This window comes from Ruegeria sp. BG7 (genome assembly GCF_056535685.1).
On sequence record NZ_JBQFIU010000002.1, the window covers coordinates 317,874 to 340,160 of the forward strand.

At 57.3% G+C, this 22,287-nt stretch carries 18 protein-coding genes; 11 read left to right on the top strand and 7 right to left on the bottom strand.

Features of this window, described 5'->3' with window-relative positions:
* Positions 1 to 84: 84 nt before the first annotated feature.
* From ACR3EH_RS19375 to ACR3EH_RS19415, 9 genes are all read left to right on the top strand, one after another.
* On the top strand, positions 85 to 2,406 hold the full coding sequence (locus tag ACR3EH_RS19375; RefSeq protein WP_171676179.1) for a DUF1989 domain-containing protein: 2,322 nt from the start codon (positions 85 to 87) through the stop codon (positions 2,404 to 2,406).
* A 35-nt stretch (positions 2,407 to 2,441) separates the two neighbouring features.
* Positions 2,442 to 3,410 carry an ABC transporter substrate-binding protein gene (locus ACR3EH_RS19380; protein ID WP_171676181.1) on the top strand — a complete coding sequence of 323 codons (969 nt, stop codon included), beginning with the start codon at positions 2,442 to 2,444 and terminating at the stop codon, positions 3,408 to 3,410.
* Positions 3,411 to 3,469: 59 nt separating this feature from the next.
* On the top strand, positions 3,470 to 4,519 hold the full coding sequence (locus ACR3EH_RS19385) for a quaternary amine ABC transporter ATP-binding protein (RefSeq protein WP_171676183.1): 1,050 nt from the start codon (positions 3,470 to 3,472) through the stop codon (positions 4,517 to 4,519).
* A 10-nt stretch (positions 4,520 to 4,529) separates the two neighbouring features.
* Positions 4,530 to 6,047 carry an ABC transporter permease gene (locus tag ACR3EH_RS19390; RefSeq protein ID WP_171676185.1) on the top strand — a complete coding sequence of 506 codons (1,518 nt, stop codon included), beginning with the start codon at positions 4,530 to 4,532 and terminating at the stop codon, positions 6,045 to 6,047.
* A 415-nt stretch (positions 6,048 to 6,462) separates the two neighbouring features.
* The gene (locus ACR3EH_RS19395) at positions 6,463 to 8,193 is read left to right on the top strand and encodes a sensor histidine kinase (protein ID WP_171676187.1); all 1,731 of its coding nucleotides are present in this window, start codon (positions 6,463 to 6,465) and stop codon (positions 8,191 to 8,193) included.
* Entirely contained in the window at positions 8,190 to 9,530 is a 1,341-nt protein-coding gene (locus ACR3EH_RS19400) for a sigma-54-dependent transcriptional regulator (RefSeq protein WP_171647961.1), read from the top strand. The genes ACR3EH_RS19395 and ACR3EH_RS19400 overlap by 4 nt, the downstream gene beginning before the upstream one ends.
* A 125-nt stretch (positions 9,531 to 9,655) precedes the next feature.
* Positions 9,656 to 10,666, top strand: coding sequence for a TRAP transporter substrate-binding protein DctP (gene dctP, locus ACR3EH_RS19405; RefSeq protein ID WP_171187253.1), 1,011 nt, complete (start codon positions 9,656 to 9,658; stop codon positions 10,664 to 10,666).
* Between the two features lie 68 nt (positions 10,667 to 10,734).
* Positions 10,735 to 11,367, top strand: coding sequence for a TRAP transporter small permease subunit (locus ACR3EH_RS19410; RefSeq protein WP_171187255.1), 633 nt, complete (start codon positions 10,735 to 10,737; stop codon positions 11,365 to 11,367).
* Positions 11,368 to 11,378: 11 nt separating this feature from the next.
* The gene (locus ACR3EH_RS19415; RefSeq protein WP_171187257.1) at positions 11,379 to 12,779 is read left to right on the top strand and encodes a TRAP transporter large permease; all 1,401 of its coding nucleotides are present in this window, start codon (positions 11,379 to 11,381) and stop codon (positions 12,777 to 12,779) included.
* 321 nt (positions 12,780 to 13,100) lie between these two features.
* Here ACR3EH_RS19415 and ACR3EH_RS19420 read toward each other — a convergent pair whose 3' ends face one another.
* On the bottom strand, positions 13,101 to 14,525 hold the full coding sequence (locus tag ACR3EH_RS19420) for an adenylate/guanylate cyclase domain-containing protein (protein WP_171187259.1): 1,425 nt from the start codon (positions 14,523 to 14,525) through the stop codon (positions 13,101 to 13,103).
* On the bottom strand, positions 14,482 to 15,327 hold the full coding sequence (locus ACR3EH_RS19425; RefSeq protein ID WP_253746640.1) for a DUF4437 domain-containing protein: 846 nt from the start codon (positions 15,325 to 15,327) through the stop codon (positions 14,482 to 14,484). Before ACR3EH_RS19425 ends, ACR3EH_RS19420 begins: the two co-directional genes overlap by 44 nt.
* 120 nt (positions 15,328 to 15,447) lie before the next feature.
* On the opposite strand from ACR3EH_RS19425, the gene ACR3EH_RS19430 reads away from it, so the two are divergent.
* Positions 15,448 to 16,347 (top strand): LysR family transcriptional regulator, encoded by a 900-nt coding sequence (locus ACR3EH_RS19430; RefSeq protein WP_171187261.1) that lies wholly within the window; start codon positions 15,448 to 15,450, stop codon positions 16,345 to 16,347.
* Positions 16,348 to 16,601: 254 nt separating this feature from the next.
* Here ACR3EH_RS19430 and ACR3EH_RS19435 read toward each other — a convergent pair whose 3' ends face one another.
* The 5 genes from ACR3EH_RS19435 to ACR3EH_RS19455 all read right to left on the bottom strand — a co-directional run bounded on the left by ACR3EH_RS19435 (position 16,602) and on the right by ACR3EH_RS19455 (position 21,165).
* On the bottom strand, positions 16,602 to 17,588 hold the full coding sequence (locus ACR3EH_RS19435) for a zinc-dependent alcohol dehydrogenase family protein (RefSeq protein ID WP_171187263.1): 987 nt from the start codon (positions 17,586 to 17,588) through the stop codon (positions 16,602 to 16,604).
* A gap of 83 nt (positions 17,589 to 17,671) precedes the next feature.
* Positions 17,672 to 18,517 (bottom strand): enoyl-CoA hydratase/isomerase family protein, encoded by an 846-nt coding sequence (locus ACR3EH_RS19440; RefSeq protein WP_171187265.1) that lies wholly within the window; start codon positions 18,515 to 18,517, stop codon positions 17,672 to 17,674.
* Between the two features lie 92 nt (positions 18,518 to 18,609).
* Positions 18,610 to 19,398 (bottom strand): SDR family NAD(P)-dependent oxidoreductase, encoded by a 789-nt coding sequence (locus ACR3EH_RS19445; RefSeq protein ID WP_171187267.1) that lies wholly within the window; start codon positions 19,396 to 19,398, stop codon positions 18,610 to 18,612.
* A 12-nt stretch (positions 19,399 to 19,410) separates the two neighbouring features.
* Positions 19,411 to 20,376, bottom strand: a complete 966-nt coding sequence (locus tag ACR3EH_RS19450; protein ID WP_171187269.1) for an LLM class oxidoreductase — start codon at positions 20,374 to 20,376, stop codon at positions 19,411 to 19,413.
* 12 nt (positions 20,377 to 20,388) lie between these two features.
* Positions 20,389 to 21,165 carry a CmcJ/NvfI family oxidoreductase gene (locus ACR3EH_RS19455; RefSeq protein WP_171676189.1) on the bottom strand — a complete coding sequence of 259 codons (777 nt, stop codon included), beginning with the start codon at positions 21,163 to 21,165 and terminating at the stop codon, positions 20,389 to 20,391.
* A 107-nt stretch (positions 21,166 to 21,272) separates the two neighbouring features.
* On the opposite strand from ACR3EH_RS19455, the gene ACR3EH_RS19460 reads away from it, so the two are divergent.
* Complete coding sequence (locus ACR3EH_RS19460) at positions 21,273 to 22,184, top strand: LysR family transcriptional regulator (protein ID WP_171676191.1); 912 nt, start codon at positions 21,273 to 21,275, stop codon at positions 22,182 to 22,184.
* Positions 22,185 to 22,287 lie beyond the last annotated feature (103 nt).

The following is a 22,287-nucleotide window of genomic DNA, read 5'->3' on the forward strand; positions in this document are numbered from 1 at the left end:
GAGGTTTCTAAGGAGAGAGTTGACATATGTAACCAGTTTCATCAAGCTATGTAACTAGTTACATACTAGGAATCCATCGCCACCATGCTGGGATCATCTGTCTTACGAAAGTTTACGAATACTGGGTTTGACGGCCCTGGTCGCCGGTTTCCAGGCTTTCCGAAGACCTCTGGCACCTGCACGCATATCCTTGCCCCGCGCGAGGCCACGCAGCTGACCTTGAAGCAGGGAGATTTGCTTTCAATAGATGGGGTTGGCCCTGCGCAACCGCTGGATGTGGTTGCGTTTACCGAGGATGGGCAACCGGCTCTGGCGGCGCTGGGTCTGACGGCCAGCGGGCAGATCGACTGGGATGGTTTTGACAGTGCACGTCTTTCAGGTTGGGTCTCGGCGCAGGGCGGCGAAATGCGGCTTCTCTGTCACAGGCTGGAGCAGGTGTCTGAGGCCCTGATTCTACGCGCGGACCGGGCTCTGACCGTCTGGCTGGTTCGTGCCGCCCCTGTTGCAGGTTTGATCGAGGGCAGCGGGGAAGGATGCGTCACGGTTTTGCACAAGCCGACAGTTACAAATGGGTCGCATCTGCCGCAGTTGCTAGGGGATACGCGGGATGAATTCACTGTAACGCGCGGCAGTGCGTTGGCCTACGAACTGAAGGCTGGAGAATTCGTTCAGATTATTGATGTCGAGGGTCAGCAATGTTCTGACTTCATGGCTCTGCGGGCCGATGGGCTGGATCGTGACGAAGAATGGATGATCGACTCGACCGCCACCCGCTCGATGGTGCGCCGCGCCTATCCCGGCCCGGGTCTACTGGATAAATTCTATGATCGCGAAATGCGACCGCTGCTCAACGTGGTACAAGACACATGCGGTCGGCATGACACATTCGGATTGGCCTGCACTGCGCGTGGATATGAAGAGCGCGGGTTTCCGGGGCACGTGAATTGCTCGGACAATATGTCAAATGCCTTGGCTGCTTACAGTGTTGCGCGGCGGGCTGCCTGGCCTGCGATCAACTTCTTCTGGAACACGTGGATCGACCCGGCGAACCATCACATTCTGACCGAAGAATCCCATTCTCGTCCCGGCGATTATGTCGCCATGCGGGCGCTGGAGGATCTGGTCTGCGTCTCAACTGCTTGTCCGGACGATATTGACCCCATCAATGGTTGGAACCCGACCGATGTGCATGTGCGCATCTACCGTCCCGAAACACCCATCCGCCGAGCGGTTGCCTATCGCGAAAAGGAAGACGCGCCCATGTCGATAAGTCAGGAGTCCGCCTTTCACGACCGCCTATCGCCGCTGACACAGCATTTCGCCCCGGCACGTGATCTCTGGGCGCCTGTCAGCTATCCGGCCTATGGCACGTTGGGCGAATACTGGGCCTGCCGTCAGGCGGTGACTGTTCAGGACATGAGTGGACTTCGCAAATTCGACATTGTAGGCCCGGATGCTGAGGCGCTGATGCAGCTGGCGACAACGCGCAACGTGGCGAAGCTGCCGGTTTGGCGTGGGTCTTATACGTTGATGTGCGACGAAAGCGGTTCGGTCATTGATGATGGCACTTTGTTCCGCCTTGCGCCCGAGATTTTCCGCTGGTGCTGCGGGTCCGAGGAAAGCGGTCGGGCGTTGCAGGAACTGGCTGATGCGCGCGATTTGCAGGTACGGGTTCACGCGCTGCGCGGGGCGATGCCGAACCTTGCCATTCAAGGACCGAAATCGCGCGACTTGATGCGCAAGATTGCCTTCACCCAACCGCATGTGCCCGGCTTAGATCATCTGAAATGGTTCGGCGTCACCATCGCGCGGCTGAACGACCGCGAGGGCGCGCCGTTCATGCTGTCGCGATCGGGATATACCGGCGAATTGGGATATGAGGTTTTCTGCTCCAAATCCGATGCCGTCGCGATCTGGGATGCAGTGATGGCGGCCGGCGAGGAATTCGGGGTCACCCCAATGGGTTCGGCCGCCCTGAACATTATCCGGATTGAGGCAGGGCTGGCTGCGGCCAATGCCGAGTTTGCACCAGGTGTCGATGCGTTTGAGGCTGGTCTGGGCTTTGCCGTTGATCTGACCAAAACCGAGTTCACGGGCAAAGCCGCGCTGGAACGCAATGCGCGAGATCCGCGCCGCGTGCTGAAGGGGCTGTTGATTGGTTGCGATGATGTGCCTGCGCACGGCGCCCCCATCTATGCGGGTGAGCGGCAGGTGGGTGTGGTCACATCGGCCACACGCTCACCGATGCTGGAACACGCGATCGCAATGGCGCGGCTTTCTGTCGAACACGCGGAGAACGGCGCCGAATTGGAGATCGGCCAGCTCGACGGGCGGATGAAGCGCCTGCGCGCCACCGTCTCGGACACTCCATTCATAGACCCGCAACGCAAACGGGCGCGCGCCTGATGGCGCCTGAAACTTAACACAACGGGAGAAAAGATATGAAGAAACTGACGCTTACAGCAACCTTGGCTCTGGCTTTGGGCGCGACAACGGCAATGGCACAGGACAAGGTCATGGTGGGTGAACCCAGCTGGCCCGGTGCCAAGATCATGAGCCGTGTGATCGGGCAGGTCATCGAGACCCGTCTGGGTGGTGAGGTCGGCTATGCCCCCGGCGCCAACGCGGTGATCTTTGCTGCCATGGATGGCGGGCGCGGCGACATTGATGTGCATCCGGATGTCTGGCTGCCGAACCAGTCCTCTTTCACCGATGAATATGTCGATCAGAAGGGTACCGTTGGTCTGTCCTCGGGCAGCTATGAAGGCCGCGCCGGGATTTGCGTGCCGAACTACATGGTCGAGGATCACAACATCCGCTCAATCTACGATCTGGCCACGCCGATGGCACAAGAGCTGTTCGATTCCGATGGTGATGGATTGGGTGAGGTCTGGGTCGGTGCCTCGGGCTGGGCCTCGACCAACACCTTCAAAGTGCGGGTGCGGGACTATGGGATCGAGACCTTCCTGACACCGACCACCGAAGACGAAACCGTGTTCTATTCGCGACTGAAGGATCAGATCGACCAGAAGAAAGGCGCGGCCTTCTACTGCTATGCGCCGCATTACGTCCACGCTTTGTATGACGTGACCATTCTGGAAGAGCCCGAGCATGACGCGGCCACCTACAAGATGGTTCAGCCGGATCAGGATGCCGATTGGTACAACAAATCGCACGTCAGCACAGGTGAGCCGGTCAAAACAGTGACCGTGGCGCATTCCAAATCACTGGACCAGCGCAACCCGGCGGCGGCCTCTTTCCTGGCCAATATCGACATGGATGCCGGTGAGCTGAGTGCACTGACCTATGAGGTCGTGGTCAAAGGCCGTGACACGGATGAGGTCGTGGCGGAATGGATCGCTGCCAATGGCGATACCGTCGACAGCTGGCTGGGTCTGACCACCAACTAAAACCTGCGCGCCCCCAGGGTTTCGGGGGCGCAACACAACACAAATCCGATGGGGTCAAAATGACAGCGCAAATCGCAATCGACGCAAAGGGCGTGTGGAAAGTGTTCGGCGCGCGCTCGCAGGAAGCTTTGAACGCCATTCACAGCGAGGGGCTGAGCAAGGCCGAGGTGCTGGAGCGCTTCAACTGTGTTGTTGGCGTGGCTGATGCCAGTTTCGAGATCGAACGGGGTGAGCTGTTCTGTGTCATGGGCCTGTCGGGTTCGGGCAAATCGACCCTTGTGCGTCACGTGAACCGTCTGCTGGAACCCACCGACGGCCATATCTATCTGGATGGTGACGATGTGATGGGTCTGAATGATGAAGGCCTGCGCGATCTGCGCAACCGTCGCGTTGCCATGGTGTTTCAGAATTTCGGCCTGATGCCTCACCGCACGGTCCGCGACAACGTGGCGATGCCGCTGGAAATCCGCGGCACCGGCAAGGCCCGCCGCTGGGAAGAGGCCGACCGGGTGCTGGAACTGGTCGAATTGAATGGCTGGGAAGACAAATACGCCCATGAGCTGTCGGGCGGGATGCAGCAGCGCGTGGGTCTGGCCCGCGCCATCGCATCCGACCCCGAGATTTTGTTGATGGATGAGCCGTTCTCGGCCCTCGACCCGCTGATCCGTAAACAGTTGCAGGATCAGTTCATGGAACTGAGCCACAAGCTGAACAAGACTACGATGTTCATCACCCACGATCTGGATGAGGCGATCCGCATCGGCCATCGCATCGCGATCATGAAGGACGGGCGCATCGTTCAGATCGGCACGCCGGAAGAGATCATCCTCAACCCCGCCGATGACTATGTGGCCGACTTCGTGGCGGGGATTTCCAAACTCAACATGATCTTCGCCCATGCGGTTATGAAACCAGTCGACGAGTTCGAAGCACGTCACGGCGAAGTGCCGGACGATGCAAAAGAGGCGCATCCGGAAATGGATTTGGCTGATCTGATGAACCTCTGTGTGGACGGCCATGGGATCGTGGCGGTGACACAGGATGGCAAGACCGTGGGCGTGATCAACCGGGCGGGTCTGATCCGTGCAATTCAGGACAGCCAGGCATAAGGGGACCGATATGAAACATGTTGATGTGCAACAGATCCAACCGGAAACCGCCGACCGTTTGAATGGTCTGATCGGAGATTTCGTGGGGCAGGGGCAGTCTTACTATCAGAAGACCTTTGCCTATATGATGCAGGCCCCCGGCTATCGCTTTACGCTGAACAAGGCGGCGGCGGTTCTGGGGCCGATCTGGTTCGGGGCACGCGGTCTTTGGTCGTGGTTCCTCGGGTTTCTTGTGCTGGAGACGCTGGCCTATATCCAGATCGGTCTTGGCCTGTTTGGTGATTTGGGCCGCGAATTCCGCGAACGGGCGGCACAGATCGAGCAGACGCTGGAGCTGCGCCAACAGCAAATCGCGGCTGCGGAGCAATCCGGGTCGGCGACATTAGAATCTTTGAAACGAGCGGCAGAGTCCCTCGAAGGGGCTCTGGCGGGGGCGCAAGAGGCCGCGCAGACGGCGGATTCGACCAGGGTCACCTATTTGGTGATCGGAATCGTTTTGTTGTTGGCAGTCAAGTTTTTGGCTGCCTCGTTGGCCAATTGGACCTTAGAAGGGCAGTTCGCACGCTGGCGCTCGGACCCCAGCGTCGCCAATGGCTGGTCGATCCCTCGATTGGTTGTTGCGACGGCGCTGACCGCCGTGGTGGTGATCCTGTCGATGATCAAGTTTGCGCAGCCGGATGCGGTGGCGGTGCTCAAAACCTTCCCGACCAACCGCGACTGGCGCTTGAACGTAGGTGACGGGGTGCAGGCGGTATTCGAGTGGACCAAAACCGCCGGGCGTGGCTTCTTTGACGGGCTGACCTATGGGATGCGCACCCTGTTGGATTGGATCGAAGTTGTACTAGTCGATACCCCGTGGCCAGTGGTCGCGCTGGTGATCATCATGCTTGCTTACCTGTCGGCTGGTCCTCGCGTGGCCATCTTTACCGGCGCAGCGCTGGCCTATCTGGGCCTGCTGGATTTCTGGGAAAAAGCGATGACCACGATTGCCCTGCTGGGCGCTGCGGCGCTCATCTCAATCACGCTTGGCATTCCTCTGGGCATTTACTGCGCGCGCCGCCCGCGCGCCTTTGCCATCGTGCGCCCCATCCTGGATTTCATGCAGTCGATGCCGTCCTTCGTTTACCTGATCCCTGTAGTCGCGTTTATCGGTTCAGGCAAACCTGCGGGCGTGGTCGCGACCATGATCTTCGGCAGCCCGCCTGTCATTCGTTTCACAGTACTTGGCCTGCAACAGGTCCCGGAAACCGTTCGCGAGGCCGCCTTGGCCTTCGGAGCAACACCCCGATACTTGCTATGGCGCGTCGACCTGCCCTTGGCGCACAAAACCATCATGGCGGGCGTAAACCAGACCATCCTGATGTCGCTGGCTATGGTTGTCGTTGCGTCGTTGATCGGGGCCAAGGGACTGGGTGAGGATGTGCTCGAGGCGCTGCAATACGCGGCGGCAGGGCAGGGGATACTGGCCGGTCTTGCGATCCTTTTCTGCGCGCTCATCCTGGATCGGATCGTGGCCGGGAAGAAATGACGAGAAATAGTCAGGAGTCGTGCGTGCAGCTTTGAGCTGAGCGCACTGCCCTGGTTGCCACGTTGAGCTTAGGTCTCGGACTGAGCATAAACAGTGATCAGGTTGCTGGCCTACTAACCGATCACACTCGCGGGGGCGCTCAGATCACCATATTGGGCAGTTGATTCGAGCAGGGTAAGCATCTCGCTCAGCGGACACACCAATCTTATTGACGCAGCCAACAATCCTGGCGGGACTTCCAGAAAGTTGTTTCCCTGCTCCTTTTTAGCATTGACCGGTTTGTTCATTGCTTCGCTTACTCAAATTACTCGGTCATTTTTGTTTGGCATGAACATCCAAATGTCGGGTTAGAACTCTTGGGATGGACGGCTAAAACCTACTGTGATCCTATGCGGTCACAGTTCATGGGCATTCAATGCGATCAGCTTCGTATATTGTAGGAATATTGGTAGCCATTACCGCCAGCATTGGCCTTTATTTGGTTTCTTACCAGTACTTCGTTTCAGAGGAGCTTTCCAAGGCTCAGGGCCGGCTCTCTCTCTATCAAAGCTCGGTAAACAGCGAACTCGAACGATTTTCCCACCTCACATATGTGCTGTCACAGGATTCCTTTGTGATTGGAACAGCCGAAGGGGACGGCACTGGTACTTTGAACCGAAGGCTCGAAGATTTTGCGGCGCAGGCGGGGCTGGATGCTATCTATCTGATGAACGAAGACGGTATCACCATTGCCGCTTCGAACTTCCGCGACGTTGGGAGCTTTGTTGGACAGAACTACGCTTTCCGACCGTATTTCCAAACTGCCATTTCTGGTGGACAGGGCCGCTTCTACGCCATCGGGGCCACAACGGGTTTGCCGGGTTACTTCATTGCGAACGCAGTGCGTAACGACCGAGGGATTTCAACCGGCGTCATAGCGATCAAGATAGATTTCTCGGACCTTCAGGACAGTTGGAAAAACTCGGGCGAACAGGTGTTATTGGCCAATGAGGACGGTGTTGTTCTGCTGTCCTCAAACTCGGATTGGCAATACCGCGTGCTGACGCCACTGTCGGACCAGCAGAAAGACCGGATCCGAAACGCAAGGCAGTTTCCGGGGCAAGACTTAGATCCAATGGATTGGGCCGAGTTGCCCGGGGATCAGGCCAGAATTGCGGGGGCTAAGCGTCTGCACCTTGCGGCTACGGACCTGCCGCATGGCTGGTCGCTGCACTATTTCGCAAGTGACGACCAGGCCGTCGCGCGCAGTTGGCTTGTAACTGCAGTTTTTGTCCTTTTGGCGGGGCTCGCGTTTATCTTCATCCAGATACAACGCGCAAGACGCGTAAGCGCGGCTTTGGTGCGGTCCGAAGAGGAAGAAGTGAAGTTGCGCGAGGCAAATGAAAGGCTTGCCGTTGAAATCGACGACCGCAAGACAGCCGAGCGGAGCCTCAAACGCACCCAAAGCGAGTTGGAGCGCGCAAGCCGACTGGCGGCTCTGGGGCAACTATCCGCGTCGGTCACACATGAGCTGGGTCAACCCATTGCTGCGATGCGCAATCACTTGGTGGCAGAAGAGATCTCATCTTCCGGGGAGAGCAAGCTGCCGCAAAAAATCGGAAGCCTCGTGGACAGGATGGAGGCGATCACGCGCCAATTGCGGTTCTTTGCGCGCTCAGAGAGCGAGGCGTTCGACGACGTAGACTTATGCACGTCGGTTAACGCCGCATTGGCTCTAGTTGCGCCAAACATCGAACAGGGCAAGGTGAAAGTCTCAATTGATGCGCCGAGCGATCCGGTCTTTATCCGGGGCAGTGCCCTAAGGATCGAACAGGTCATCACGAACCTCTTGCGCAATGCCATAGACGCTATGGATGACGCGGACGCGCCTGAAATCCATATCGCCGTCAAGGCACTTGATGATGAGGTCGTGTTGGAAATTCAGGACAACGGTCATGGGTTGGGTGAGGCAACGCTGGCCGAGTTGCAAGAGCCATTTGTAACCACAAGAGAGAGCGGGAGAGGCATGGGCTTGGGACTGGCCATTTCCACCAGCATTGTCAAAGATCACGATGGCACAATGACGGTCCGAAATCGTGATGGCGGCGGAACAATTTTCCGTGTCAGCTTCCCGATAGCCTCAATTAATGAAGAAACGGACGAATGACCCAGCAGCAACCCTTCAAAGTTCTGGTCGTTGACGATGACAAAGCAATGCGACAGTCCCTTGTCGAGTTGCTCGAAGCCGCCGACTGGGCAGTCAGCGCCTTACCACGTGCGACACAGGTGACGGAACATTTGGCCAATGCCTCGCCCGATGTCATTTTGTCCGATGTGCGTATGCCCGGCATGTCGGGTCTCGAATTGCTGGCCAGCCTGGACAGGGATGTGGCGCCTCCGGTGGTATTGATTTCGGCGCATGGTGACATTCCCATGGCGGTTCAGGCCATACAGGACGGGGCGTATGGGTTCATCGAAAAGCCATATGAACCACGTCGATTGCTTACGGTGCTGAGGCACGCGGCTGAACAGAACCGGATGCGAAGAAGTAATGCCCGCCTCAAAGACCGGCTGTTCAAACTGTCGGGTCTTGACCGCATCCTACTGGGCCAAACAGACACCATTACAGACTTGCGACAAGACGTGCTTGATCTTGCAGATACATCGGTTGCGGTTTTGTTGAAGGGGGATACGGGCACCGGGAAAGAGCTGGTAGCTCATGCTTTACATGATTTGGGCCGCTCGCCCGAGGCACCGTTTCTGGCGTTGAATTGCGCCGCATTGTCGGCTGATACGTTTGAAGCGGAGATGTTCGGCGTCGCGGGTGAATCCGACGGAAGACTTGTGGCGGCATCAGGTGGGACCTTGTTCCTGGATGAAATCTGCTCGTGCCCACCAGCGGCGCAGGCTAAGCTACTAAGGGTCATCGAAGATCAGCAGGTGCTTCCGGTGGGCGCAGTGTCGCCGGTGCCGGTCAGCTTCAGAGTCGTGTCGGCAACCAACGAAGATGTTGTGCTGGCAGCCGAGGAAGGCCGCCTGCGTCAGGACCTGTTGTTTCGATTGAATACTGTCGTTCTGTCCTTACCTCCGCTACGACAGCGACGGGATGATCTGGTTCTGTTGGCAACGCATTTCTTGAATGAATACGCGCAGATTTATGAGATAGACGCGCCAGAACTCGATCAGGACGACTTGGCCGCCTTGCTTGCACATGACTGGCCTGGAAATGTGCGTGAGCTGCGCCATGTCTGCGAGCGGCGTATTTTGACGGCGCGACGCGGAGCAGGGTCGGTGGCGCAGGCGATCCAAAGCGACCAGCATATTGACGATGTCCCGGATACACTGCGCGAAGCGGTGGCTGCGTTTGAACGCGAGCTCATCGGAAAAGCCATCAAGGCGCACAAAGGCCGCATGGACGCCGCCGCCGAAGCGCTTGGGATTGGGCGTCGGACACTCAACGAAAAGATCGTCAAACTCGGTCTCGACAAAGAAGCTTTGTTGTAAGTGAAACCACCCTGCGGAAACCCGCAGGATATCCTGAATTCTGCCCGCATTTTCCTTCATAGTCAGGCTGCTGCGCCTCCTGAATACTCCACCCAAACGAATTGCGTGATCTGGGAGGAGCCACTATGCGCAAACATCTGAACCGGGCAGCCATTGCTGCCCTGTCGCTGACCGTTGCATCCGAAGCACTGGCTGTCGATTGGAACGTTTCACTGTGGGGCAAGCGTCGTGCCTTTACTGAACACGTCGAGAAACTTGCCGAACTGGTGAACGAAAAGACGGGCGGTGAGTTCACACTCAACATCAGCTATGGTGGCTTGTCAAAAAACAAAGAAAACCTTGATGGGATTTCGATTGGCGCGTTTGAAATGGCCCAGTTCTGCGCGGGCTATCACCGCGACAAGAATCCCTCGATCACTGTTCTGGAACTGCCGTTTCTGGGCGTGACATCCCTTGAACAAGAAGTCGACCTGTCGATGGCCGTTTATCAGCATCCGGCCGTTGTCGAGGATCTGGCCCGTTGGGACGCGACTCTGCTGATGCCTTCGCCACTGCCGCAGTACAACCTTGTCGGCGTGGGTGAAGCACCAAAATCCCTGTCGGATTTTGAAGGTCTGAGCGTACGGGCTACAGGTGGTATCGGCAAGGCGATGGAGACGGTTGGGGCCGTTCCGACCTCGATGTCCGCATCCGAAGTGCGTCAGGCAATGGACAGCGGCATCGTCAAAGCAGTCAGCTTTGCACCACACGCGCATATGTCCTTCGGCACCATTGAAAATGGAAAATGGTGGACGACGAACCTCAACCCCGGCACCGTCAACTGCCCTGTCGTGGTGAACACGCTGGCGCTGGAAGACCTATCTGACGAACACCGCGAAGCGCTGTTGGGATCGGTGGAAGAGGCACTGGATCACTACGTGAGCCACTACCAGACAAAAACGATGGAAGCGTGGGGCCCTGAGCTGGATCAACGCGGCATAGAACGGGTCACTTTCAGCGATGAAGAAATCGCAGCGTTCAAAGACGCCGCTGCCGCCCCCGCGGCCGAGGCCTGGATTGCAGAAAACACCGAGCGTGGCCTACCAGCACAAGAGCTTTATGACCTTGTAACCGGGAAGATCGCAAACGGCAGCTAATCCACTCACACCCCGGCGTCGGCCAAGCTGGCGTCGGGTGCCTTTTCCCCTGACAGCGGAGTACAACGATGGCCGGGTCATCCCTGGTGCTGTCTGATGACAGCCATCTGAGCATTCTCGATCAACGCCTCTACAAACTGGAAAGCTTTCTGGCCCTGATCAGCGGTCTTGCGGTTTTTTCGCTGATGGTCATGGCCGTAGTCTCCGTTGGTGGTCGGAATTTCGCCAATGCGCCACTTCCCGGTTACGTGGACTGGATCGAGCAGGCCATGCCTTTAATCGCCTTCATGGGGATTTCTTATGCGCAGCGTGATGGCGGCCATATCCGAATGGACATGGTTGTCGGAGCGCTTAAAGGCCGGATGCTCTATGTCGTCGAATTCGTCACGACCGCTGTAATTCTGGCGCTGATCGTCCTGCTGATTTGGGGGAGCTGGGCGCATTTCGCACGCAGCTTTGACTTTGGTGCTCCACTCTGGAGCCGTGACAGCTCGATCGACATAGGTATCCCGCTATGGCCCGCAAAGCTGTTGGCCCCCGTCGCTTTCAGCGTGCTTTGCCTGAGGCTTGCTCTGCAGCTCTGGGCCTATGGTCGCGCGATCAGGCACCCCGATCAGGCTCCGATTGCCGTCCCGCTAATAGCCGATGCAGCCACTCAAGCTGCGATGGAAGCCGAGCACGTCTCGGGCCACGACAACTGAGGTTAAATCTGATGGAACCCATTGATATTGGTCTGATCGTCTCGGGCGGTATGCTTGTTCTTGTGGTGTTGGGGATGCGCGTGGCTTTTGCCGCCGCGACAGCTGGCATGGTTGGTCTGATCTGGATCTTCTGGGCCAAGTTTGGGTACGACCCGGCGCGGTTCGGCAAGGCTGTGACAGTGGCTGTTAAAACAGCGGGGCAGGTGCCGCACTCCAAGATTTCAAGCCAGGCGTTGAGCCTGATCCCGACCTTCATCCTGATTGGCTACCTCGCCTATTACGCGGGCCTGACCAAAGCATTGTTCGAAGCCGCAAAACGTTGGCTGGCATGGGTCCCGGGCGGGCTGGCGGTTTCGACCGTTTTCGCAACCGCTGGGTTCGCGGCGGTATCCGGGGCCTCGGTCGCCACTTCTGCTGTGTTCGCCCGTATTGCCATCCCCGAGATGTTGAAGATCGGCTATGACAAGCGTTTTGCTGCAGGTGTCGTTGCTGCAGGCGGCACGCTCGCCTCGCTTATCCCGCCTTCGGCCATTCTGGTCATCTACGCGATTATCGTTGAGCAGGATGTGGGCAAACTGCTTTTGGCCGGATTTATTCCCGGCATGTTCTCGGCGGTGATTTATGGCTTGCTGATCATCGGCATGGCCGTCGTGATCAAAGGATTTGGTCCCGCAGTCACCGGATTTACATGGAAGGAACGCCTCCTCTCGTTGCCGCCTGCATTGCCCATCGTGATTGTCGTCGTCACCATCATTTTCTTTGTCTACAACCCGTTCGGCGGCGATGCTTGGGGTACACCAACCGAAGGTGGCGCAATCGGAGCCTTCGTGGTGTTCCTGATGGCGCTGTATCAGGGCATGCGCTGGTCCGAACTCAAAGACGCGCTTTTGGAAACCGCCAAGCTGAGCGTCATGATTTTCACGATCATCTGGGGCGTTTTGGTTTACGTTCGTTTTCTTGGTTTTGCCGAACTGCCAAGTGCATTCTCCGACTGGATCACCTCGCTTGAGATGTCTCCGATGCTAATCCTGATCTGTATTCTTCTGGCTTACGCTGTACTGGGTATGTTCATGGATGCGATAGGCATGCTGCTGCTGACGTTGCCGGTGGTTTACCCCGCCGTCATGGCGTTGAATGGTGGAGAAGCCGTAAGCGCAGCTGATAGCACCTTTGGTATGTCCGGGCCTATGTGTGCTATTTGGTTTGGTATTCTGGTGGTCAAAATGGCCGAGTTTTGCCTGATCACCCCACCCATTGGGCTGAATTGCTTTGTAGTGGCTGGTGTGCGTGATGACCTTGGCGTTCAGGATGTTTTCAAAGGTGTAACGCCTTTCTTTCTGGCGGATGCCGCAACCATCGCACTGCTCGTTGCCTTCCCTGCCATCGTTTTATGGCTTCCAGGACAGGTTTGAACCACATGGAATGATTTTGGAGTGCGGTTTGCTGGTGCAGCTAAAGCCTGCATCAGTCAGCTGTGCGGAGGGTGGTCACTCGTATCATGAATAGTCAATCGCGTGCGGCGCAGACTACAAATTGCGCTAAAAGGAACCACGCCACGGTGCTTGTGCCAGCGGCCAATCTTTGAACGCGTAAACGACGGCGCGCTGGTAGTGAAAGAGTGTATCGACAACATGTACCAACGAATTAATCTGGGTGTCGAACTGAATGATTACTGAACCCTCCAACTAAACTCCGCTGAAGACGCCGATCCGTCTTGTGCGACGGGCTGGCTATCAGGTGAATTTTGCTTCCTCGGCAGACCCGCTGAACCAAACCTTGACCGGGGTCGCGCGCCCACGGATCGGTTCGGATTTTCCACCTGTTAGATTTGGTGCGATATCGGACGGATCGACCCCTTCGTCTCGGATCGCTTGGATCAGTGCATCGCTGGTGACCAACGATGTCTTCAGCCTGCGCGTCAGCTCCTCCAGACGGTTGGCAACGTTCACTGTATCGCCCAGCACCGTGTACTCCAGCCGTTGCGCATCACCGATATTTCCGACGATGACCTCACCATAGTGTAAACCGATCCCGACGCAGATCGGTTTCTGTCCCGCCGCGTCGCGGGCACGGTTCCAATCTTTGATATCTTCGATCATTCGAGCAGCGCAGGTCAGCGCCCGCACCGCGTCGTCTGGTCTTGGGTCCGGAGTCCCGAATTGCACCATGATCGCATCGCCGATATACTTGTCGATGGTCCCGCCATGCGCAATCGCCTGACGGGCCAGACGCCCATGGAACGCACGCAATAGGTTCAAAAGTTCAACCGGGGTAAGCTGCTCGGAGATTTCGGTGAAGCCCTTCATATCAGCAAACAAAACCGCGACCGGTTGGAGCCGGGGTTGATTGAGCCTTTGCGCATTTTGGGTCAGCTCATTTACAATATTTGGGGAGAAGTAACGCGATAGCGCCGCGCGTTCCCGCTCAACCGCCATCTGTCGGTGCACAAGATTTCGCGACCGCCATACCGCCAAGGTCAGGATCAAAGTGACGGCGATCAGAAAGACGATCTGGTTCACCCAACGCGCCACCCCCACTGCCGCGGGGTCCAGGATCAGGTCCAAAGCAGCCTCAAGTCGCAGACCGGCGTCCAGCACATCGCGCGATAGGAAGACCAGCGTGTCGGGACGGCTGGCGACCCAGAAATACCCCATGCTCCAGCTCAGGATGGCTGCGATCCCGGCCCAGATGACATGCGCGGGCCGGTAGCTCAGCGACACATAGGCAAGGAAGATACCAAGATACAAAAAACCCGGTCCACGCAGGTTCATCTGTGGCGACCAGCCGTCAAGGCCATAGGGGTTCGGGACGATGAGGATGTAACTCAGCAGTCCCGCATCCAGAAACAGGCACAACGCATACGGCAAGCTGCTGCCGTAACCCCGGCGCGCAATCAAGACCGGGACGATACCCGATAGCAGAAAGGTCAGAATGACCGCGAGGTACAGCACCGACCGTTCCGCCGGCAGGGTCACCGCTACCCAGATCGCCATCAGGGCCAGCACCGCCGCTCGGCCCCGGACCATAAAGGTCAGGTTCGCGCGCTCTTCGCGCGCGAAGGCAGAGTGCTGCGGATCGGGCATCCCGGGCTTCAGACAGACAGTGCCGTTTGAGTCATTGCGCCCCGGCGACCCGATAGGTGCCGACGGTTCGGACATAGAGAACGCAGCCCGCGTCACCCGTGCAAGACAGGGTGTGGGCAACCACGCCATCCGAGCCGAAATAACTGCCCGGCTCCAACGTCGTCAGTGCAGACAAATCTCCGGCCTCATGCGCAATATCGCCCTGAATGACCACGGCTTTCAGCTCATCCGCACCGGCCTGCAATGCGGCGGAGTAACCGTTTGGCAGGCGCAAAAATGTGCCGTTCAACGCTCCGGCCTCGGGCGTGCCCCACAGGAAGGCGACATCGGGTGCGGGGCCTTCACCGGAATGCTCCAACCATGTCAGGTCGGACGGGTTCAGCCACACAAGGTTGCGGGCCTCGACATTGATCGGGCGCTCATTGTTGTCGAACGCCTCGTCCGAGGGCTGAACCAGATAGGGGCCGGACAGGATTTCCAGAAACGCAAACCCGCCACCAGACCCGACCGAGGTGACATGCACCTCACCCGCAGGCTGCGACCAGAACGAGCCCGGCCCCATCCACAGATCGGCGGCGTCCGGGTCATCATTGTGCACCGTGCCTTCGATCACCACGCCGCGATAAGTGATGTTGTGGATATGCGGCGGTGAGCGAAAGCCACTGGCAAAGGAGATCAGCGCCCCGCTGGCATTGTCTTCGCGGATGTTGCCCCACAAAACACCCGCCTGTGGGCTGGCATCGCCACGGGCCGGGTTCAGGTGGATGAAATTCACATCAGCGCGTTTGACCACCTCGACGGTAGCCTCGGAAAAGGCCGGGTTGGCAATGAAACCAACGCCCAACATAAGCGTTGAGAGGAACATTCGGATGGTCATGATATCTCCTGTCCGTACAAAATGCCCACCGGCGTGTGGGATGGGCTGGCATAAGGTAGGGCTCCGGCGGATGCGGATAACCTTCTTGTTTGCGGCTTCACAATTCCCTAATTCGGGATAATGGACTTCGATCTGAAATCGCTGGAACTGTTCGTGCGCGTGGCCCGATTGGGTGCCATCGGCAAAGCGGGTACCGAACTTGGTCTGTCACGAACCGCCGCCTCGCAGCGCATTCAGGATCTTGAGGCGGTTGTCGGAACCCAGTTGCTGCACCGTACCACGCGATCCGTCTCGCTGTCTGTGGACGGAGAGGCGTTTCTGGTCCATGCCAAACGCATTCTGCAGGATGTCGAGGACGCCTTGTCCGACCTGCAAAGCGATCCTCATGCGATCGGCGGGACGTTGCGCGTGGCCGGGTCAGCCTCGTTCGGGCGAAAGTATCTGGCTCCGTTTGTTGCTGAGTTTCTGGACCTCTATCCGAAACTCTCACTACACTTGCATCTGAGTGATGCACCATTTGATATCGTGGATTACGGCTTCGACCTCGCCATCCGATTGGGGAACCTGACGCCGTCTACGTTGAAAGCACGTCGTATCGGGGAAAGTCCCCGCATCGCCGTTGCGGCCCCGACCTATCTTGAGCGTTACGGCACGCCGCAGGTGCCGGCTGCTCTGGAACACCACAACTGCCTGATCCGATCAGATCTGCGCAACTGGGTCACGCGCGGACCGGATGGCCGCATCGAAGAGGTCAAAGTGTCGGGCAATTTCGCCACCAATCTGGCCGAAGCCGTGACTGAGGCCGCGCTGACCGGCGTTGGCATCGCGCGAAAATGCCGGTGGGAAATTGATGAGCACCTTGCCTCGGGCGCCTTGGTGCCAGTTCTGCCGGACCATTTCGTTGTGCCCGAATGGGGCATTCATGCTGTCCGCTCGCCGTCACGCACGCCACCCGCCCGGGTGCGGGCATTCACGGATTTCATCGCGCGAAAATTCCAGAAGATCCCTGAGCTGAATTGAAGCAGGCGATGTGAGCGCAACAATTCACACATCTTTTTCTGCTCAACGCCCACCAAGTTTGAACGCAGGTTGTTCAGGTCTACGCTCATGACCAATTTAGTTTAGATCTGCTTGCCACTTTGAACCCAGTTGGCTTTTCGGCGTATTTGGTTGCTAAGAAAGTCAGTTATCCTAACGATGGGCGACATCAATTGCAGGCCATTTTGAACCGGTGCGCAAGATTGTAGTCGCGCACCAATCCAAAGCGGATCAGGTCACAGTTCTACTACAACTTTCCCGACCGCAGTTCCATTTGTCAGATGCGCATAAGCGGCACCGACGTCAGTCCATCCAAACAATTGTTCATCAACAATTGGTTTAAGTGCGCCCGTATCCGCCAAATCTGCCAGTGACTTCAGGATGTCGCCATGGGTTTGCCGCCCGACGTCATGCATCATGGGGAGCAGCATGAAGACGACATGCAGTGACAGGCCTTTGAAATGGACAGGCGTCAAATCAATCTCGACCATCGCGACCGTCGAGGCGACATGGCCATTGAGTTTGGCCGCGTTGAACGAGTTCGTCATGTTCGGCCCGCCCACGCTGTCAAACACTACATCGAAACCTATGCCACCGGTATGCTCGGCCACATAATCCTCGACTTTTTCCGTGGTGAAATCCACAGCTCGGGCACCGAGACCTTCGATCAGGGCCATGTGATCTGCGCCGCGACCTGTAGCGGACACGGTTGCACCAAGGTGGCGGGCGATCTGGACCGCGACATGGCCCACGCCACCTGCACCGCCGTGGACCAGAACGGTCTGGCCTTCGCCAACACCGGTGCGGGACAGCCCTTCGTAGGCGGTGATGCCGACGAGAGGCAGCGCTGCGGCTTCCCGCATGGTCAGCGACTTGGGTTTGTGTGCAATCAGGCGGGCATCCGCATTGATGTACTCGGCCAGAGAGCCTGGCAGGTCCATCAAACCGCCGGCGCAACCGTACACCTCATCGCCTACGGCAAAACCTGTCACACCGTCGCCAATTGCAATGACCGTGCCAGCAAAATCCATGCCAAGCACGGCTGGCAATTGGGGAGACAGAGGCAGGTCTGCACCCATGCTTCGGATCATTGTGTCGACGGTGTTGACGCTGACAGCGGCCACCTTGATGACCACATGCCCAGACGTCGCGACCGGGTCGGGCATTTCGACAAGCTCGAACGGTGCATCGGGTCCGTAAGAACTTAGAACCAGTGCTTTCATTGGGATTTTCCTTTTGAGAGAGAGTGTGTCGGGCCCACGCGGAAACCACGCACGCCTGACGAGTTCATTGTGTTGAAGAGTGGTCAGTTGATGTCCTGCACCTGCATCACCAGATCGCCCCATTTGCGCTGGTTTTCGATGTCGTGTTCCAGACCTTGTTCATCCGCTATGGTGAATCGTTTGACCGCAGGGGTCTTGCTGGTGGCTTGATACAGCCAATAGGCTTCGGCCTTCAGCGCCTCATCAATCGGCTTGTCGATGGATTCATAAACCATCTGCTTGCAGGCATTGATCGACTCGGCTGGGAATTGTGCGATCCGCTTGGCCAACGCGGTCACGTAGGGACCAATCTCATCCGGCTCTAGCGCCTTGTTGATGGTGCCCAGGCGCTCTGCGTCGTCTGCGTCATAGTCCTGCGCACTCAAGATGATCTCAAGCGCCTTGCCAAGACCGGTCTGACGCGCCATGCGCGAGGCACCACCGCCGCAGGGCAGGATGCCCATGCCGACCTCCATCTGCATGAATTTGTACTTGCCCCGCGCGGCAAAGCGCATGTCGAGCGCCAACGCCAGCTCGTGCCCGCCGCCGCGTGCAAACCCTTCCAGCTTAGCGATAGTGGCTTGCGGCACCTTGCTTATCCGTTCGCAAACCGACTGCAGGTCCAGAAGCTGTGCATCCTGCCGGGATACCGCCTCGGTCGACATGTCCTTGAGCAGGTCGGTGTCGTAATGGCAGACCCAGATTTCCGGATTGGCGGATTGAAAGATCACGACCTTGGTGTTGCGGTCCCGCTCCAGTCGCATGGCCAAGCTGTTGAGGTCGGCCAACATTTCCTGGCCTTGCACATTCACAGAGCCGAAGTCGAATGTCACCGTGGCGATGCCGTTTTCGACGGCGACCTTAAAAGTTTGAAAGTTCTCATATTTCATCAGGCAGCCCTTTCTTGGGCCTCGACGCGATACGCGCGAGGGGGTGGGGGGAGGTAAAGGTGAATGTGTTTGGCGCGGCCGCGCCGCTTGGGTCAGCCCGTTTGGCTGATCAAGGATTTGATGGTGTTCATGACTTCGGCGGCGTGGTCCTTGTCGCGTGCAGCAACGTGTGGATCTGCAAAATCCCCGCTGTCATTGTCAAAGTAGGCGCCGGACGCGTCAGCGAACCGCTCACCCAGGGCTGCATCAGTCAGGATATCAGCGCCGATGTTCATGTCGTTCCCTGAGATGCCAAAGCCCTCTTGCACCATCTTTGAGGCGAGTAATGATCCGGGATTTACAGCGACCATCATCGGCGCATCGGTTAGCGCTTTGGCCCATTCTAGGGTCCAGATGGTGATCGCCAGCTTGCTTTGCGCATAGGCGTCCATATCCGCCAGCGGGACTTGGCCCAGCATAGCCTGAATGTTGACCGGGGCCTGCGCCGCTGACGACAGGTTCACAACGCGCCCGTCGGCGGGCATGATCGGCAACAGCAATTCGGTCAGCAGATACGGTGCAAGCGTGTTGACGACAAAGCGAATGTCCTGCCCGTTCTCAAGCACGGTTTGCGGGGCTTTCAACACACCTGCGTTGTTGATCAGCACATCCAGTTGGTCATGTTTGGCGCGTATGTTGTCGGCCAGCTTTCGAACCGCGGACAGATCGCTCAGATCAGCAGAATAGGTTTCAACATCGCCAACAACTTCGGCGGCGGCGCGCTCTAATTTGGAGGCGCTGCGTCCGTGCAGCAGTACCTTGTGCCCCTCGGCTGCCAGTTTCTTCGCCGTGAGCAAGCCAATGCCGTCAGTGGAGCCAGTGATAAGAATAGTCTTGGTCATCGGTAAGATCCTTCAGGAAAAGTGAGGCAGCACAACGTCCGCCAGATGGTCGAGAGTTGCGTCGATGGGTGCTTGATTGAACCTCAGGTTCAGCGCGACGTGATTGACCCCGAGCGTTTTAATCTCGCGCAGATATTCGCATAGGAAATCCGTTCCGGACTGAAACCCAAGGTGGATCGGACGCGGAGGTGCAGCACGATCGGCCACGACATTAACGTAAAGCGATTGCATGACCGGTTTGTCCGGTTGACCGGCTGCCTGCAAACGCCTCCGGTAATCCGCGATGACCTGACCCTGGGCCGCCGCGTTCCGCGGATAAGTCATCCAGCCGTCCCCGTTTTGCGCCACCCAGTCGGGTGTTTGCTGGCTGCCGCCGGTAATGAGCATCGGCAAGCGCGCGCCTTGCGGCTTTGGTAATAGGTCGATCCCTCCGGACAGGGTGCCCTGTGAATTTTCATGCTTCGGGTAAGCCGATCCGACCGCGCGGATGTATTCCACGCTATCACGAAAACGCGCGCCCCGGTCGTCGTAGCTCTGGTTCATCGCAGGGTACTCTTCGGGCCGATCGCCAGAAGCGATACCCAATAGCAATCGCCCACCCGAGAGCTCATCTGCCGTCGCCGCTGCCTTGGCGACATGTGCGGGGTGGCGCAATGGAAGGATCACACTCGACGTTCCAAGTGCAATCCGATCCGTCGCCGTTGCGAGCGCGCCCAGATAGACAAACGGATCGAAAACCTGCCCGGGATCACCGAAGCTTGGAACATTGAAGGGCACGTCGCGTAGCCAAAGTGCTGCAAACCCAAGCTTTTCGGCTTTCTGAGCAGCTTCCAGATGCCCCCGCAGTGTCGGCTCTGCTCCGACGGCGTAAGATTCGAGCGGCAATACAAGGCCAATGCTCAACCGTCCGGGACGAAACACCCTGTTATATGCCAAGTTGATCTGCGCAAACTCAGTAGGCTGCATTTCATCCAACATGTCTATGCCCCTTTAATAGCGCACCAAAATGCGGCTCTCGATGCTTTTGCGAATAGTCGTGACGTTTGGGTCTTCGACCATATCAAGCGCGCCATGCGCAATCGAAGGCAGGCCGTGATTGTCGTAGATATTGAAGATCGCGACTTCACCCGGTGTCATCTTGGACTGATACACCCACTTATGGTTCGGGTTTCCTACCAGTCCCATGATCTGTCCTTTTCGGTTGGGATAGATCAGGTCAATTAGAATCCAGTCAGACGGGTCGACAGACGACGGGAGTACAAAACCCAGGGGTGCCGAATTGATCGCATGCTCTACAGGACGCCATACGTTGACAAAGGCATAATGACCTCGCGCCCATCCCTCTGCGGTCTCTGCGCCTAACAGGTCGACAAGGCGTTTTTCGGCTCCACTCTTGCTGTAGTCACTATGGACGTTGCGCGAGGGTTTACGTGTTGCTTCCGGGTCATCTACCCGAACGGTATGGTCAAAAACCACAACCTCGCGCGCGCCCAGTCTGTCCAAGAGCATCGCTGTCAGTTCAGCGTCGTAGGTCTGTATCCAGTCGTCACCTGCGAAGTCTTGCACTTGCGTTTCAAGACGCACGAATTCAACCGCGTCGGATTCAAAGTCAATTGTTTTGGTCGTTGCGCGTGTATCTTCCAACGCAACGGTTGTAGAGGCCAGTTCGGGGGAAATCAGGTTACCCGCAATCCCGCCTGCATCCAGTTCAAAGGCTTGCCGATAGGGCTTGTGAACGTGGTAGTTGACTGTGGCTGTCCGCGTCATTTGCGCCTCCGTCTTATACTGTGCTGCATCGATGAAAGGGATTTAACGTTGATCGAATTCAATATAAACTGCCTAATTAGGGATTTATAATTCGGGTTTTGTGTATAATGGGGTTTGATACAGACGCGCTGCGATTGTTCGTAAGAGCAGCAGAAATATTGAACATCAGCGCTGCGGGGCGCGCATTGGGCATGGCACCGGCCGTCTCGAGCGCCAAGCTCGCCAAGTTGGAACAAAACTTGGGTTCCGAACTGTTGCATCGAACAACGCGCAAAGTGTCGTTGTCAGTGGAAGGTGTCGATTTCCTGCCTTTCGCAAAAGAAATCATCGCGCAGGAAGAGGCCGCACTTGCTGCTCTAGGCAAGCAAGCTGCTACCATCCGAGGCACACTCCGCTTCGCTGCGCCCAGCTCTTTTGCTCAATTGTACATCGCGCCGATTTTGCCGAAGTTTTTGCAACAACACCCCGATCTCACGCTCGACTTGCGTCTGTCGGATGTCCAGTTCGATCTTATCGAAGGGAGTTATGACCTGGCCCTTAGGAACGCGCCGCTTGTCGACACCAGTCTGAAAGGCCGGAAACTGGCTGATGACCCGCGCATTTTGTGTGCCGCGCCGAACTACCTCGACAAATACGGAACCCCAAAAACACCTGGCGATCTTACAAACCACCACCTGATCGCTTTCCAAAATCGCCAACGGCGCCGGCTGACCGGATCGGCAGGCGAAACCGCAATTTTCGATCCCGCATCGGCCAAGGGTCAACTAATTATCGATGACGGCCAAAGCCAAGTCCGCGCTACGCTGGCCGGGGCCGGTATTTCCTTGAACGCCCTATGGAGTGTGCATGATCACCTGAAATCAGGTCAGTTGACACGGGTTCTGTCATACTTCGAAGCCGCGGAAGACAACGTCTTGTGGCTGATCTATCCTAAGTCAAACGTGTTATCCCCCAAAGTGCGGGTGTTCATGGACTTTCTGATCGCGGAGATCGGCGCGAAGCCTCCTTGGGAAGCATGAGCGCCAAATAGAACATGTGCGCATTCAGAAATCAGGACGCTCAGGTTGGGGATCAAGCATTAAGTTGACATGTTTTGTGCAACCGCAAAAGTCTGGTTTGTCC